This window comes from Pseudomonas sp. S3_A09 (genome assembly GCF_054668065.1).
Window position 1 is genome coordinate 739,315 of sequence record NZ_CP162752.1, and the last position, 15,819, is coordinate 755,133.

General features: G+C 62.4%; 2 protein-coding genes. Both read right to left on the bottom strand.

The genetic code is table 11. From position 1 onward, the window contains the following. Nucleotides 1-27: 27 nt before the first annotated feature. On the bottom strand, nucleotides 28-2,739 hold the full coding sequence (locus AB4N92_RS03575; protein WP_010208809.1) for a hypothetical protein: 2,712 nt from the start codon (nucleotides 2,737-2,739) through the stop codon (nucleotides 28-30). Nucleotides 2,740-2,888: 149 nt separating this feature from the next. Continuing rightward, the gene (locus AB4N92_RS03580) at nucleotides 2,889-15,770 is read right to left on the bottom strand and encodes a non-ribosomal peptide synthetase (RefSeq protein ID WP_236266894.1); all 12,882 of its coding nucleotides are present in this window, start codon (nucleotides 15,768-15,770) and stop codon (nucleotides 2,889-2,891) included. Nucleotides 15,771-15,819: the final 49 nt, after the last annotated feature.

Below are 15,819 nucleotides of genomic sequence, written 5' to 3' on the forward strand. Positions count from 1 at the left end.
ATCCTGATGCGGCTCAGTGAGACGTAATTAAACTTCGTAAAGTCTGAGCCAAGTCACCCTGAAGTCGTTGCCATTTTGGAACCCCATCCGGCGATTGTCGACGCTGAGCCTTGCAGTGTTTGAAGTTGCCTTGAACGTCCCTCCGAGTAACTCCCAGTCTAAACCAGGCGCTATTACCTCGGTTAAATCGGCTCTATTAACAGTTAGCGCCATCAGAGGCGAAACACCTGAGCTACCGTCATTACAGACCCAGGCTAGGAATTGATATGAGCGTCCCACTTCCAGATTGTTGAACGTCTTGAACAGTTTTTCGCTATCCGTAGCAGGATCCTTTGTATCTGTATAACTCCAGTCACGCAGCCAATAGCCGTTCCAGAAACCATGTGATCCGAAAGCAAGTGCTAGATCCCTGGGGTCAGCGGCGCCACGGCCTCTTTCCCAACCATTCCAACCCTTCTCATCCGGATCGAAGTTAGTTTCATCAATCAAACGCTTGCGAAAGATCAACTTGAGCAAAGGAAAGACGATCGCCTTCGTCACGTCAGTACTACCGTCTACAGTCACCTTGAATTCAAAGGTCAGTTCCACGTTGCTAACGTAATTTGTCAGCTCTAGCCGCGACAGTTCACGCGATAATCCGTTAGTCAGGTCTCCAGCAGTGATGATCTCAGCGTGCATTACCTTAATCACGAGTTCAGTCCCATCTTCCTGAATACCCGTGCACTGCAGCCAACCTCTGTGCCCGACCCGCATGAACCACCATTTCGGCACGGTAATGACGGCATCCCCGAAAAATGCGCTCAAATCCAAAATACCCTTTTGGGTAGCGGGCGGCGTAGCCTGCTCCACAGCGGGCGGCGGCAAGTATCTCGGCAAACTGATCGTCAGGTTCAACGGCAGTGACGTCTGTGCCTTACACGCGGGGGTCACGGTGTAAGTGATTTGCACGGTTTTGCCCATGCTTTCGATCACCGCTTCCGGCGGCAGAGTGAAGATGACTGCCCCCGCCGTACTGCCGGGTTTGGAAGCCAACGGCCAGCAAGTGCCATCCGGTTTTTTCCAGCAAACACTGATGCTGTGCCTGCTGTTGTTTTTTGGGTAATCCACTTCGACATCTACACCGTAGCGCCCATTCCAGGCGGTCAGGTCGGAGCCATCAGCTTGCCTCACCGCAGGCATAGGAAGCGACAGAGGCTCCTGCTCGATTTTGAAGGTCTGAGCAGGAAACTCATAGGCGTTCTCTAGCCCACTCGCCTCACAAAAGCTCGCCGAGAAGTGCAGTTTAAATTCGCTGCAATCGGCCAACTTTTGAAGTTCAGTCCTTGGAATAGGCGCCTCAACTCCTCGAGCCTTCCAGTCGTCAGTAACGGGCTCATCCAGCAAAATGTCGTACCGGTAAGCGCTGCCGTCCTCGTATTCACCCGAGATCCACATCCAACAAAAACTTGAGCACTCGGCATACGCCCATACAGGCACTGTAGCCAGTGCGGCCCCTGGGAATATATTGAGGTCTACCGTGCCGTTAGTTGCCTCTTCAATATTCGGGTGAATGAACCGGGGCACCGAAACACTGACCAACTGTGCAGGTGATAGCTGTTCTTGTTCGTTGAAGGCAACCGTGTAGGTCAGCGTCATCGACTGGTTGAACAAACAAGCAACGATACAGGGCGATAGTTTGACCGACGCCGGATCCCCGTCATATTCAATGGTCACGCAACCCAACGGTCTCTGCTCGAAACCAGGTCCGCTCACAAAAAAGCAGACACGATCGTCCGCATACGTATCCAGGTCACTTACATCTACAGTCCCTCCGTCTCTGGTGAGTTCAGGATTAAGGCACCAACCACCGTTGTACTCCACAGACTGCCGCAGATGGGGTGCCTTTAGGTCTAGCCGAGGGTCAACAATTAAAGCAGCAGTTCGGCGATATTGAATTTCGAGCGCATTCCTCGGCAAGCGCGTCTCCAGGTGCGGGTCAACCTCGGCGGGAGGCTGGGCCTCCAAGTCGTTCGTGATCCAGCCACATTGAAGGGTAAGCGATCGCCATGGTTTGCGTCGCGCCAACCAACCACGGCGAATTGGGAACTGAAGTACGTTGCCCGGGACAGCATCTTCAGGCGTTAACTTATAGCCATAAACCACTGTGTAAAACACATGCCGAGGAGCGTCCTGCTCGGTAGCCGCAGTGCAGTAAAGCTTATCCCCCGCTTTGGCAAGAGGCGGGACCGGCACAAGAACCGTCTCATCGCCTGTGTGATCGTGCATGTCATAGGTAGGCGTGTTATGCACGATTTTTTCGTGAAGTAAGTAAGGTGCAAGATTTTGACTTTCACTGGCAGGGTAAAACGCTACCCCCACCTCCTTGACCAACGACTCCACGGCCTGCCCTTGTGACTTCCCCGAATATGAAATGAGAGCCGTGAACCCCATGAGTTTCGTCAAGTAAGCCAAAGGGATGTCTATCTTCCGGGCCCCTGACTCACCGCTTGAATCCACAACATCCTCAAGTACCAGCTCAGGCACCTCCTTTGCGCTGAACTTGACTGTGATGGGCGGGTTGTCCATGCGTGCGTCAACGGTCAGGTAGGAGTCCGGCATTTTGGAGGGTTCGATGATGCTATTCACCTCACTGGAAATTAACGGAGCGGCAACTTCCAGAGCTTGGGGCTTGATCGACTTTGGTGTTTTTGCATCGACAGGATCTGAGGGAACTTCAGCTGTTGTTTTTTCTTTAGCCATGACAGGAACTCCATGTTCGAGGGGTTATGGCCCTCAGCCAGTCCGAGGCCGAGAGCCGCCCTTTAGTGAGCGCCTTTGATGCACCTTCGCCTACTGTCAGAATTAACAGTTCTGACGAAGCCCTACGCTGCTGCCGACCAACGGCCCTCTCACAACCCCTCCAACTCCGCCATCAAGTCACTCAACCGATCTACTTTCTCGGCACTGACCTCATTGGCTGCCAGCCCGTCGATATACTCGGCCAATTCCGCCACCGTGCTGCACTCGAACATTGCGCGCAGCGGCACATCACGTTGCAGGGTCTTCTGTACCCGCGAGGCAATCTGCGTGGCCAGCAACGAGTGCCCGCCCAGTTCGAAGAAGTTGTCCTGCACCCCTACCCTCTCGACTTTCAGCACCTCGACCCAGATGGCGACCAACGTAGCCTCCAGTTCGTTGCGCGGTGCCAGGTAGTCCTGGCTTTGCAGCTGGCCGATCTCCAGCGCCGGCAACGCCTTGCGGTCGAGTTTGCCGTTGGCGTTGAGCGGCAGGCGGTCGAGCCAGAGCCAGTGCAGCGGCACCATGTATTCCGGCAGTTCGGCGCGCAGGCGTTGCTTGATGCGGTCCAGGCGTTCGCTTGGGTTCAGTGCTTCATCCGCCGCCACCAGGTAGCCGACCAGGTGCTTGCCATTCATGCCTTCCTGCACGCCCACCGCCGCATCGCGCACTTCCGGTTGTTCGTGCAGGCGCGCTTCGATTTCACCCAGTTCGATGCGGTAGCCGCGAATCTTCACTTGGTGGTCGACACGTCCGACATACTCCAGCACGCCGTCACTGCGACGGCGTGCGAGGTCGCCGGTGCAGTAGAGACGTTCGCCCGGTGCGCCGAAGGCGTTCGGCACAAATACGGGCGCGGTGCGCAGCGGGTCGCTGACGTAACCGCGACCGACACCCGTGCCGGCCACGCACAACTCACCCACCGCGCCTTGCGGTACCAGTTCCAGTGCGCCATCCAGCAGGTACAAACGGTTGTTGTCGGTGGGCGTACCAATCGGCAAATAGGTGCCTCGGGTAGACGCCAGGTCGACACGATAGAACGCCACATCGTCCGAACACTCCGCCGGGCCGTAAGCGTTGACCAGCCCAATCTCCGGATAACGCTGCAACCACTGGTGCGCCAGTTCCGGTGGCATCGCTTCGCCGGTCGGCAGCATCCAGCGCAGGCCATCCAGGCCGATGCGGTCCTGTGCAAGCATGCCCTGGATCAACGACGGCACGCTTTCCAACACGGTGATGCCCTGGGCCTGGACATGTTCCAGCAGGCCCTGGGGATCATGCGCGATGGTGTTCGGCACGATGTCCACCCGCGCGCCGAACAGCGGCGCAGCGAGGAACTGCCATACGGAAATATCAAAGCTCTGCGACGCGGTTTGCGCAATCACATCCGCGTCGCTCAAGGCCAGGTACGGCACTTTGCTCAGTTGGTTATTGAGCATGCCGCGCTGTTCCACCATCACGCCCTTGGGCAGACCGGTGGAACCGGAGGTATAGATCACGTAGGCAAGGTTATCCGGAGCGCTGTAGACACCGGGGTTTTCACCACGCGCGGGTATTTCCTCCCACACCAGAAGCTGGCAGTCAAAACCGTCCAGCAACTCGATGGCTTGCTCACGGGATGCTTCGGTGCACACCAGCAATGGCGTGCGGCTCAAGTCGAGGATGCTGCGCAGGCGCTGGCTCGGCAGGCCTGGGTCCAGCGGCAGGTAGCCGGCACCGGCCTTGAAGCTGCCGATGATCATGCCGAGCAGGTCGAGGTTACGCTCGGCCAACAACGCCACCGGTTGATCCAGGCCGACACCCGCTGCCATCAGCGCGTGGCCCAGGCCGTTGCTGCGACGGTTCAGTTCGTCATAGGTCCATTGCTGGTCGAGGCAACTGGCGGCGATGCGCTGCGGATGAGCGGCGACCTGCTCTTCGAACAGCTCGATGTAGCTGCGCTCCAGCTGGTAGTCGTGCTCGCTCTGATTGCAACCTTCCACCAGGAACTCACGCTCCTGCTCGCCAATCAGCGGCAGGTCGGCCATGTCACCCTGGAAGCCTTGGACCAGCGCCAGCAGCAGGCGCTTGAACTCGCCGAGCATGCCTTGCACGGTGGTTTCGTCGAAGTAGCGTTGGTCGTAGGACAGGTGCAGCCCCAGGTCATCACCTGGATAGCACACGGCGGTCAGCGGGAAGTTGGTGTGGGTGCGGCCGGAATCCGAGGTGGCGTTCAGGCTTTGTGCACGGTCCAGCACCGAGACTTCCACCGGGGCGTTTTCGAACACGAACAGGCTGTCGAACAGCGGCTGGCCCTTGGGCAGTTCGCTGTGTTCCTGGATCGTCACCAGCGGCAGGTACTCGTACTCGCGCAGTTGCATATTGCTGTCGAGCAGTTCGCTCAACCACTGGCGCACGCTGCACGCTTGACCGTCCTCGGGCAGTTTCACCCGCAGGGCGATGCTGTTGATGAACAGGCCGACGGTGCGTTGCATCTCGGGCATTTCCACCGGGCGCCCGGCCACGGTGACACCGAACAGCACGTCGCGATCGCCGCTCAAACGGCGCAGCACCAGCGCCCACGCCGCCTGGGCGAAGGTGTTGACGGTCAGTTGGTGAGCCTGTGCCAGTTCGCGCAGTTGTGCACCGTCGCGGGCATCGAGACGGGTGTAGCAATCGCCCACCACCATGCCGCCGCTGTGGCCCGCGTGTTCACGCAGGAACGGCCGGTCGCTCGGGATTGGCGTGGTGCGCTCGAAGCCTTGCAGGTTCTGTTGCCACCATTGGCGTGCCTCATTGAGGTTCTGGCGTTGCAGCCAGGCAATGTAGTCGCGGTAGCGCGGCGGCGTGGCCAGTTGCGCGTCGCGGCCTTCACCGAGGGCCATGTAGAGCTCGAAGAAGTCATTCATCAGCAATGAACGGCACCAGGCATCGATAAGGATGTGGTGGTTGCTCATCATGAACCAGTAACGCTCGGCGCCGACGCGGATCAGGCGCAGGTGGAACGGTGCCTGGTTGAGCAGATCGAAGCCGGCTTCGCGCTCTTGCTTGAGCAGCGCTTGCAGGCGCGGCTCCTGCTGGTCCTCCGGATCGTCGCTCCAGTCCAGGTACTCAATCGGCGTGCTGCCGGGTGTGTGGATCACTTGCAGCATGTCTTCGCCGACGTTCCAGCAGAACGACGCGCGCAGGGCTTCGTGGCGGGCGATCACCGCCTGCCAAGCCTGGGCGAAACGCTCGGGGTCCAGGGCGCTGTTGATGCGGTAGCGGTCCTGCATGTAGTAGAGGCCGGTGCCGGGCTCCAGCAGGGTGTGCAATAGCAGGCCTTCCTGCATCGGGGTCAGCGGGTAGACATCTTCGATGGCGCTGGCGGCAATCGGCAAGCTGTCGAGTTGCGCCTGGGTCAGGTGCGCCAGCGGGAAGTCGGACGGTGTAAGACCACCGGCGTCGTCCTCCAGACAATGTGCAACCAGGCTTTGCAGCTCGGTGAGGTAGGCATCGGCCAGTTCATGGATGCTCTGTTGATCGTGGCGTTCGCGGCTGAAGGTCCAGCGCAGCACCAGCTCACCACCATACACCTGGCTGTCGACGCTCAACTCGTTGGGCAGCGGCGCGTCCGGGTCATGGGCCAGGCCGGCGGATTCATCCAGCGGGTGGAACAGCGCATCGGCGCCGAAGCTCTGGTCGAACTGGCCGAGGTAGTTGAAGGTGATCTGCGCGCTCGGCAGTGCGGCCAGGGTCTGCTTGCACAGGTCATCGGAGAGGTAGCGCAGCACGCCATAGCCCAAGCCTTTATGCGGCACGGCGCGCAGTTGTTCCTTGATCGCCTTGATCGAATCGCCCTGCCCGGTTTGCGGGGTCAGGCGCAGCGGATAGGCACTGGTGAACCAGCCGACGCTGCGGGTCAGGTCGATGTCATCGAACAGGGTTTCGCGGCCGTGGCCTTCCAGTTGGATCAACGCGCAAGCGTGACCGCTCCAGCGGCACAACACGCGGGCCAAGGCGGTCAGCAACAGGTCGTTGACCTGGGTGCGATAGGCGCTTGGGGCTTGCTGCAGCAACTGGCGGGTGTGTTCGGCATCCAGGCGCACGCTGACGGTGTCGGCATCGCGGTTGCGCAGCGACCCTTGTGGGCGGGCCACCGGCAATGCGGCGTCAGGGCCGGCCAACTGGTGCTGCCAGACGCTCAATTCCTCACGCAAGGATTCGCTACCGGCATACGCCTGTAAACGCGCGGCCCAATCACGCAGGGCACTGGTCTTGGCCGGCAGGCTGACGGACTGGCCATCGTTCAACTGGCGATAAACCGTTTGTAGATCTTCCAGCAATACACGCCACGACACGCCGTCCACCACCAGGTGATGGATCGCGATCAACAGGCGTTGCTGCCCCTCGGGCCCGTCCACCAGCAAGGCGCGCAGTAGCGGGCCGTGCTCCAGGTCGAGGCTGCGTTGGGTGTCGGTGAACAGCGCGGTGCAGTGCGCCATGTCACGCACTTGCGCCTGCATCAGCACGCCGCCCTGCGGCACGGCCCTGTGTTCGGCGTGCCATTGGGCGTCGCGCTTGGAGAAGCTCAGGCGCAAGGCGTCATGGTGTTCCAGTACCGCCAGCAGCGCTTGTTCCAGGCGCTGGGGGTCGAGCAACTGCAGCGGCTTGAGGACCAGCGCCTGGTTCCAGTGCTGACGGTTCGGGGTCTCGGTGTCGAAGAACCAATGCTGGATCGGCGTGAGACCCGAACTGCCGGTCAGCAGGCCCTGCTCTGCCGTAACCTGCTCGGAGCGCGTAGCCACAGCAGCCAGGGTCTGCACGGTCTGGTGCTGAAACAGGTCGCGAGGGCTGAAATGAATCCCGGCCTGCCGCGCGCGGCTGACCACCTGGATCGACAGGATCGAGTCGCCCCCCAGCTCGAAGAAGTTATCGTCCAGGCCGACTTGTTGCACGTTCAGCACCGCGCACCAGATCGCCGCCAGGGTGCTTTCCAGTTCGTTGCGGGGTGCCACGTAGTGTTGGCGGTTGGCTTCGGGATCCGGCTGCGGCAAGGCACGGCGGTCGAGCTTGCCGTTGGCGGTCAGCGGCATGCTGTCCAGCACGATCAGGTGCGCGGGCACCATGTAGTCCGGCAGGTGCGCCTTGAGATGGGCCTTCAGCGCATCACGCAGCGCGACGTGCTCGGCATCGCTGACCAGATACGCCACCAACTGTTTGCCGCTCGGCGCATCCAGCGCCAGCACCACCGCTTCGCGCACGGCGTCATGCTCCAGCAGGCGGGTTTCGATCTCGCCCAGTTCGATACGGAAACCGCGAATTTTCACCTGGTGGTCAATACGCCCGAGGTACTCCACCAAGCCATCGACGCGCTGGCGCACGAGGTCACCGGTGCGGTACAGGCGCCCGCCGTTGCGCGCAAACGGGTCCGCGACAAAACGTTCGGCGGTCATGCCCGGACGCTGGTGATACCCCTGCGCCAGACCCGCACCGCCCACGTATAACTCGCCGGTCGCGCCTTGCGGCACCAAGGCCAGGTCGGCGTCGAGAATATAAGCCACGCGGTCACCGATGATGCTGCCGATCGGCACGCTGGCGGCGCCCTCCTCCAAGTGCTCGGGCGCCAGGCTGGCCAGCGGCATCACTACGGTTTCAGTCGGGCCATAGGCGTTGAAGAACACCTGGGGCTGGAACGCGGCACGGATGCGCTGCAAGTGTTCGCCGGTCAGGGCTTCGCCGCCGGTAATGCACATACGCACCGGCAAGGTCTGCTGCCGGGTCGCCAACCACTGCGCCAACTGGCTGCCGTAGCTCGGGGTGAAGCCCAGGATGTTGATGCCATGGGTGCGTATCAATCCGCAGATTTCCTCGGCATCCCACTGCCCCTGAGCCCGCAACACCACCTGTGCGCCACTGAGCAGCGGCACCAGCAGACGCTCGGTGGCCGCATCGAAGTTGATCGAATAGAAGTGCAGCTCGCAGTCATCCGCGCGCATGCCAAACCGCTCGATCACCGCCGCGCAATGCATGGCGATTTCACCGTGGGATACCACCACGCCTTTCGGCTTGCCGGTGGAGCCGGAGGTGTAGATCAAGTACGCCTGGTGTTGCGGCAGGCTGATAAACGGCAGCGCATCGGCCGGGTAGTTGGCCAGCACCGGCAAGTCATCCTCCAGACACCAGCACGCAACAGTGGCCGGTAACTCGCCGAGGGCCTCGAACATCGCCGCATCGCTGAGCAGCAGGCCGATGCCGCTGTCTTCGATCATGTAGTGCAGGCGGTCCAGCGGGTATTCCGGGTCCAGCGGCACATAGGCACCGCCGGCCTTGAGGATCGCCAGCAGGCCGATGACCATTTCCAGGGAGCGCGGCAACGCCAGGCCGACACGCACCTGCGGGCCGACGCCACGTTCGCGCAGCATCCAGGCCAGGCGGTTGGCGCGGGCGTCGAGTTCTCGGTAGCTGAGGGTCACGCCGGCAAAGGTCAGCGCCGGCGCATCGCCACGGGCTGCCACCTGCTGGCTGAACAGTGGGTGGATGCACTGATCGAGACGGTGCTCGCCATTCTCAATGCCCAGGCTGTCTTGCAACACACGCTGTTCATCCGCACCGAGCAACGGCAATTCGCTGAGGCGTTGCTGCGGATCCGCGATCAAGGCTTCCAGCAGATTGCGCCAATGGGCGGCCATGCGCGCAATGCGTGGCTCGTCGAACAGGTCAGTGCTGTAGGTCAGGCAGCAACCCAGGCGATGGTCGAGGTCGGTGACTTCCAGGTTGAGGTCGAACTTGGTCGCCCGCGCATCGTTGGCCAGGTATTCGACGGTCATGCCGGCCAGTTGGCGGCTCTGTTGGAATTCCCAGCGCTGCACGTTGCACATCACCTGGAACAGCGGGTTGTACGCCGCGCTGCGCGGGGGTTGTAGGGCCTCCACCAGGTGATCGAACGGCAGGTCTTGATGGGACTGACCCTCGATCACGGTGTGGCGCACGTGCTCGAACAACTCAGCGACATTCATCTGCCCATTGAGCTGGCACCGCAGCACCTGGGTGTTGAGGAAGGCACCAATCAAGCCTTCGCTTTCAGGACGGATACGGTTGGCAACCGGGGCGCCGATACGCAAGTCGGTCTGGCCGCTATAACGGTAGAGCAGCACGGCCAGGGTGGCGGTCATGGTCATGAACAGGGTCAGGCCGCGCTCGGCATTGAAGGCACGCACGCGGGCAGCGAGGTCGTCGCTGAGGTCGAAGCGGTACAACTCGCCCTGGTGGCTTTGCACAGGCGGGCGTGGACGGTCGCCGGGCAGTTCCAGCAGCGGGTGTTCATTGCCCAGTTGCGCAGTCCAGTAATCCAGCTGACGCTGGCGCTCGCCGGACTCCAGCCACTGGCGCTGCCACACGCTGTAGTCGAGGTATTGCACGGGCAGCGGCGCCAGCGGCGAGTCGCGCTCGTCGATAAAGGCCTCGTACAACGCGCTGAGTTCACGGGCAAAGATGTCCATGGCCCAGCCTTCGGTGACGATATGGTGCAGGGTCAGCACCAGGTAGTGTTCCTGCTCGCCGGCCTTGACCAGGCACGCACGCAACAACGGCCCGGTTTCCAGGTTGAACGGCGTGTGTGCCTCATGATCAGCCAGTCGTTGCAGGCGCGGTTGACGGTCGGCTTCGCTCAGCGCGGAGAAATCCTGCCAATCCATGCGCAGCCCGGTCTGCGGCGAAACGTTCTGATAAGCCACACCATCGACGCTCGGAAACGTCGTGCGCAGGGTTTCGTGACGCATGATCAGCGCTTGCAGCGCCGCCTCGAAACGCCCCACGTCCAGCACGCCGCGCAAACGCGCCATGCCGCCGACGTTGTAGGCCGGGCTGTCCGGTTCCATCTGCCACAAGAACCACATGCGCTGCTGGGAATAGGACAGCGGCACGGGTTGGCCGCGGTCGACCTTGGCGATGACGGTCTGTTGGTTGCGTTGGCCCGAGGCCTGGATCAAGCCGACCTGCTCGGCAAACGCCCCCAGTTCACTGGCGTCGAACAAGGTGCGCAACGGCAGTTCCACATCACAGGCCTGGCGGGTGCGGGAAATGATCTGCGTGGCCAGCAACGAGTGGCCGCCGAGGGCGAAGAAGTCATCGCGCAGACCAATGCTTGGCAGACCGAGAACTTCGCGCCAGATCGCGGCGATTTGCTGTTGCAGCGGCGTTTCGGGTTCGACGTGTTCACGCACTTGCCACACCGGCGCCGGCAACGCGCGGCGGTCCAGCTTGCCGCTGGGGCTCAACGGCATGGCGTCCAGAGGCATCAGCAGCGCGGGCACCATGTATTCCGGCAACTCCGCGGCCAGGGCGGTTTTGACCTGTTGTTCGTCCAGGTCGCCATGGGCGGTGAAGTAGCCAATCAACTGCCCGTCACGCACCAGCACCACAGCTTGAGCGATGCCCTCCAGGGCGAGCATGCGCGCCTCGATTTCTTCCGGCTCCACACGGAAGCCGCGCAGCTTGACCTGCTGGTCGAGACGCCCGAGGTACTCGATCACACCGTCGGCGCTCCAACGGGCGCGGTCACCGGTGCGGTACAGGCGGGCGCCTTGGTGATCGGCGACAAAACGCTCAGCCGTCAACCCGGCACGGCCAAGGTAACCCCGGGCCAGGCCGATACCGCCGATGCACAGCTCACCCGGCACGCCCAGCGGCACGGGGTTGAGCTGCTCATCCAGCACGCGGCAGATCACGTTGCCCAGTGGCCGACCAATCGGCGAGCGCTCGCCGTCTTCTGCGCGACAGTGCCAGTGGGTCACGTTGATCGCGGTTTCGGTCGGGCCATAACGGTTATGCAATTGCACGGCTGGCAACTGGGCCAGAACGCGGTTGCGCAGTTCGGCGGGCAAGGCTTCCCCGCCCGAGAACAAGCGCCGCAGGCTGGTGCATTCGGCCACCAGCGGTTCGTCGATAAACAACTGCAACAGCGGCGGCACGAAGTGCAGCGTGGTCACGCCGTGTTCCTGCACCAACTGCGCGATCCGATGCGGGTCGCGATGCTCACCGGGCCCGGCCAGTACCAGGCGGCACCCAGTGATCAGCGGCCAGAAGCATTCCCACACCGACACGTCGAAACTGATCGGGGCCTTCTGCATCAGCACGTCGGTTTCGTTGAGTGGATAAGTGGCCTGCATCCACTGCAAGCGCTCGGCCAGCGCGGCATGGGTGATGCCCACGCCTTTGGGCTGGCCGGTGGAACCGGAGGTGTAGATCACGTAGGCGAGGTTATCACCGTGCAAATGCAGGCCGGGCGGCTGGGTGGGCCAACTGTCCAGGTGCAGGCTGTCCATGGCGATGACGCACACGCCGCAGGCAGCCGGCACCTGCTCCAGCAGCGCGGTCTGGGTCAGCAGCAGGTGAACGCCGCTGTCCTTGAGCATGTAGGCCAGGCGCTCGGTGGGGTAATCCGGGTCCAGCGGCACGTAAGCGCCCCCGGCCTTGATGATCGCCAGCAAGCCGATCAACAGTTGCGGCGAACGTTCGGCGGCGATGGCCACGCACACGTCCGGGCCGACGCCTTTGTCACGCAGGTAATGGGCCAGGCGGTTGGCCTGGGTGTGCAATTGGGCGAAGGTCAGGCTGCCGCCGCCCCAGACCAGCGCGGTGGTGTCCGAGGTCTGCTGGTTGAGCAGTTCGGGCAGCCACACTTGGGCCGGTGCGCAGGGTGCTTCGCTGTAAAGGGCTTGTTCGTCGTGCTGCATCAGCATGAGGTCGCCGATGGCTTGCCGGGGTTGTTCGCAGACGGCGTGCAACAGGTTGATGTAGTGCTCGGCGAGGCGCTGGATGGTCGCGCTTTCGAACAGTTCATCGGCATAGTCGAACGACAGGCTCAGGCGCCCGTTGCGGTCTTCTTCGGTGTGCAGTTGCAAATCGAACTTGGCTTCGCGGCTGTGCCACGGCAACTCGTCGGCGAGCATGCCCGGCAGGCGGCGCAAGGCGCTGAGGTCGCGTTGCTGGTGGTTGAACATGACCTGGAACAGGCCCTGCTCGCGGGCCTGCGGGAAGGCCTCCAGCAGTTGTTCGAATGGCAAATCCTGATGGGCCTGGGCGCCCAGCGCAGCCTGGCGTGTCGCGGCCAACAGTTCAGTGAAGGGCAGGCGTCCATCCAGCTCGGCACGCAGCACCAAGGTGTTGATGAAGAAGCCGACCAGGCCTTGGGTTTCCTGGCGCGGGCGGTTGGCGTTGGGCACGCCGATGCGGATATCGCGTTGGCCGCTGTAACGGTAGAGCACGCTCTGGAAGGCTGCCAGCAACAGCATGAACGGGGTGGACTCGTGGGTCCGGGCGGTCTGGCGAATGGCTTCGCTGAGGCTCGCGCCAAGGCGCACAGTGTGGCGTGAGGCACTGTGACGATGGTGTGCGGAGCGCGGGTGGTCGGTCGCCAGGCTCAGGGTGGGATGCTCTTCACCCAACTGCGCTTTCCAGTACGCCAGTTGACGCTGGCCTTCACCTTCGGCCAGCCATTGGCGCTGCCAAGTGCCGTAGTCGGCGTATTGCAGGGCCAGGGGCGGCAGCTCCAGGGTCTGGCCCTGGACTGCGGCGGCATAGAGGCGTGAGAACTCGTCCATCAGGATATTGAGCGACCAGCCGTCGGCGATGATGTGGTGCAGCGTCACCAGCAGTTGGTGATCTTCATCGTCCAGACGCACCAGGGTCACCCACAACAGCGGGCCTTTTTCCAGGTCGAACTGGGTGCGCGCTTCGTCTTCGCGGATCTGTTGTGCACGGGCTTCGCGCTCGGCAACGGGCAGGTCGCTGAGGTCGATGACTTGCAGGTCGAAATCGGCCTTGGTATCGACACGCTGGAAAGCCTGGCCGTCGCGCTCGTAGAAGCGTGTACGCAGGGCTTCGTGGCGCTGGATCAGTTGCTGGAAGCTGGTACGCACCGCGTCTTCATCCAGCTCGCCGCGCAGGCGCAGGGCGCCGGGGATGGTGTAGGCGCTGCTGTGGGGGTCCAGTTGCCAGGTGATCCACAGGCGGTTCTGTGCCAGGGATTGGGGCAATTCCTCTTGGCGCGACAGGCTGTGGATCGCGCCTTGGGCGACGCCGCCGTCCTGCTGCAACTGCGCAACGCTGGCGGCAAAGCCTTCCAGGGTCGGTGCTTCGAACAGCATGCGCAGGTTAAGCTCCAGGCCGAGGCGTTCGCGCAGGCGTGCGACCACCTGGGTGGCGGTGATGGAGTTGCCGCCGAGTAAGAAGAAGTGGTCATCGGCCGCAACCGTCGCCACCTGCAACTGCTCGCACCAGATCGCCGCAATCTGGTTGTGCAGTTCGGATTCCAGCGCCCCATCGCCCTCCTGCGCGTGCAGGTTCGGGAACTGCGCATAGCTGTCGAGGCTACCGTCCTTGTGACGAAGCCCACAGGCCGCGCGCTGCAGCTTGCCGCTGGAGGTCTTCGGCAAGGCGCCAGGGTTGAGCAGCACCACCACGCTTGGCGCCTCTTGATACGCCTCGGCGACGGCTTGGCGAATCGCCTTGATCAGCGCCTCGGGCGCCAGGATTTTCTGCACACTGCGGCTGATTTCAGCGGCAATGCCGATGCCTTCCAGGCCCTGCTCATTCACTGCAAATGCGGCGACCCGGCCTTTGCGTACCACCTCCACTTCGCGCTCGATGGTCTGCTCGATGTCTTGTGGGTACAGGTTGTGGCCGCGCACGATCAGCAGGTCTTTGAGGCGACCGGTGATGTACACCTCACCGTCACGGATGAAGCCCAGGTCGCCCGTACGCAGCCACCTACGGCCGGCATGTTGCACAAAGGTCTTGGCGGTGGCTTCGGGGTTACGCCAGTAGCCGTGGGCGATGCTCGGACCCGTGGCCCAGAGTTCGCCGACGTGGTTGTCGGGCAGCTCGGCAAGGGTATGCGGGTCAGCGATCAGCACCGCGTGTTCCGGCTGGCGGGTGCCACAGCTCATGATCGCACTGCCCTGCCCCGGCTCGGCGCGATTGGCGGCCAGGGCCTGATCGTCGACGCGCATCGCCGCAATGCCCTGGCCACGGCTGCCGCCCGCGACAAACAGGGTCGCCTCGGCCAGGCCGTAGGAGGCAAAGAAATGGTTCGGGGTAAAACCGCAGGCGGCGAACTTCTCGGCGAAGCGTTCCAGGGTGTCGAGGCGGATCGGCTCGGAGCCGGAATAGGCCACGCGCCACCGGCTCAAATCCAGGCGCTCCAACGCGGTCTCGCTGACCCTTTCGCTGCACAGGCGATAGGCGAAGTCCGGACCGCCGCTGATGGTGCCGCCGTATTCACTGATCGCTTCCAGCCAACGTAACGGTCGCCCGAGGAAGTAGGCCGGCGACATCAGCACGCAGGGCACACCACTGAAGATCGGTTGCAGCAAACCGCCAATCAGCCCCATGTCGTGGTACAGCGGCAGCCAACTGACGATCACGTCATCGGGGTTCAGGTCGATGCCGAAACCGCGACGGATCAACACTTCGTTGGCCACCAGGTTACCGTGGCTGACTTGCACGCCCTTGGGCAACGCGGTGGAACCAGAGGTGTATTGCAGGAAGGCGATGTCGTCCGGATGCAGGTCAGGGGCGACCCAATTGCCGGCACCTTCCAGCCGATCGACGCTCAATACGGGCGGCGCATTTTCGAGCTGCGACAAGCCATCGGCGAGGCTGGCGATGGTCAGCAGCAGACGCGGTTCGGCATCGCTGATGATCGACAGCAGTCGCGCCTGATGGTGGCGACGGGTGGACTCCGGCGGATAGGCCGGCACCGCGATCACACCCGCGTACAGGCAACCAAAGAACGCCGCGACATAATCCGGGCCACTGGGGAACAACAGCACGGCACGGTCGCCCAGGTCCGCATTGGCCTGCAAGGCGGCGGCGATGGTGCGGGCACGCTGATCCAGATCGCGATAACTGAGCACAACGCTGTGCTCGGCGGACTCGGCGAGGAAGCGCAAGGCGACCTGGTCCGGGGTCTGCGCAGCGCGACGTTGAAGGGACTGGACCAGGGTAGGGGGAAGTTCGAAGGCGTCCATCATGGGGTTCCTGCCTGAAATCGGCTTACGGGAAATTCGAGAATTCGGGGGG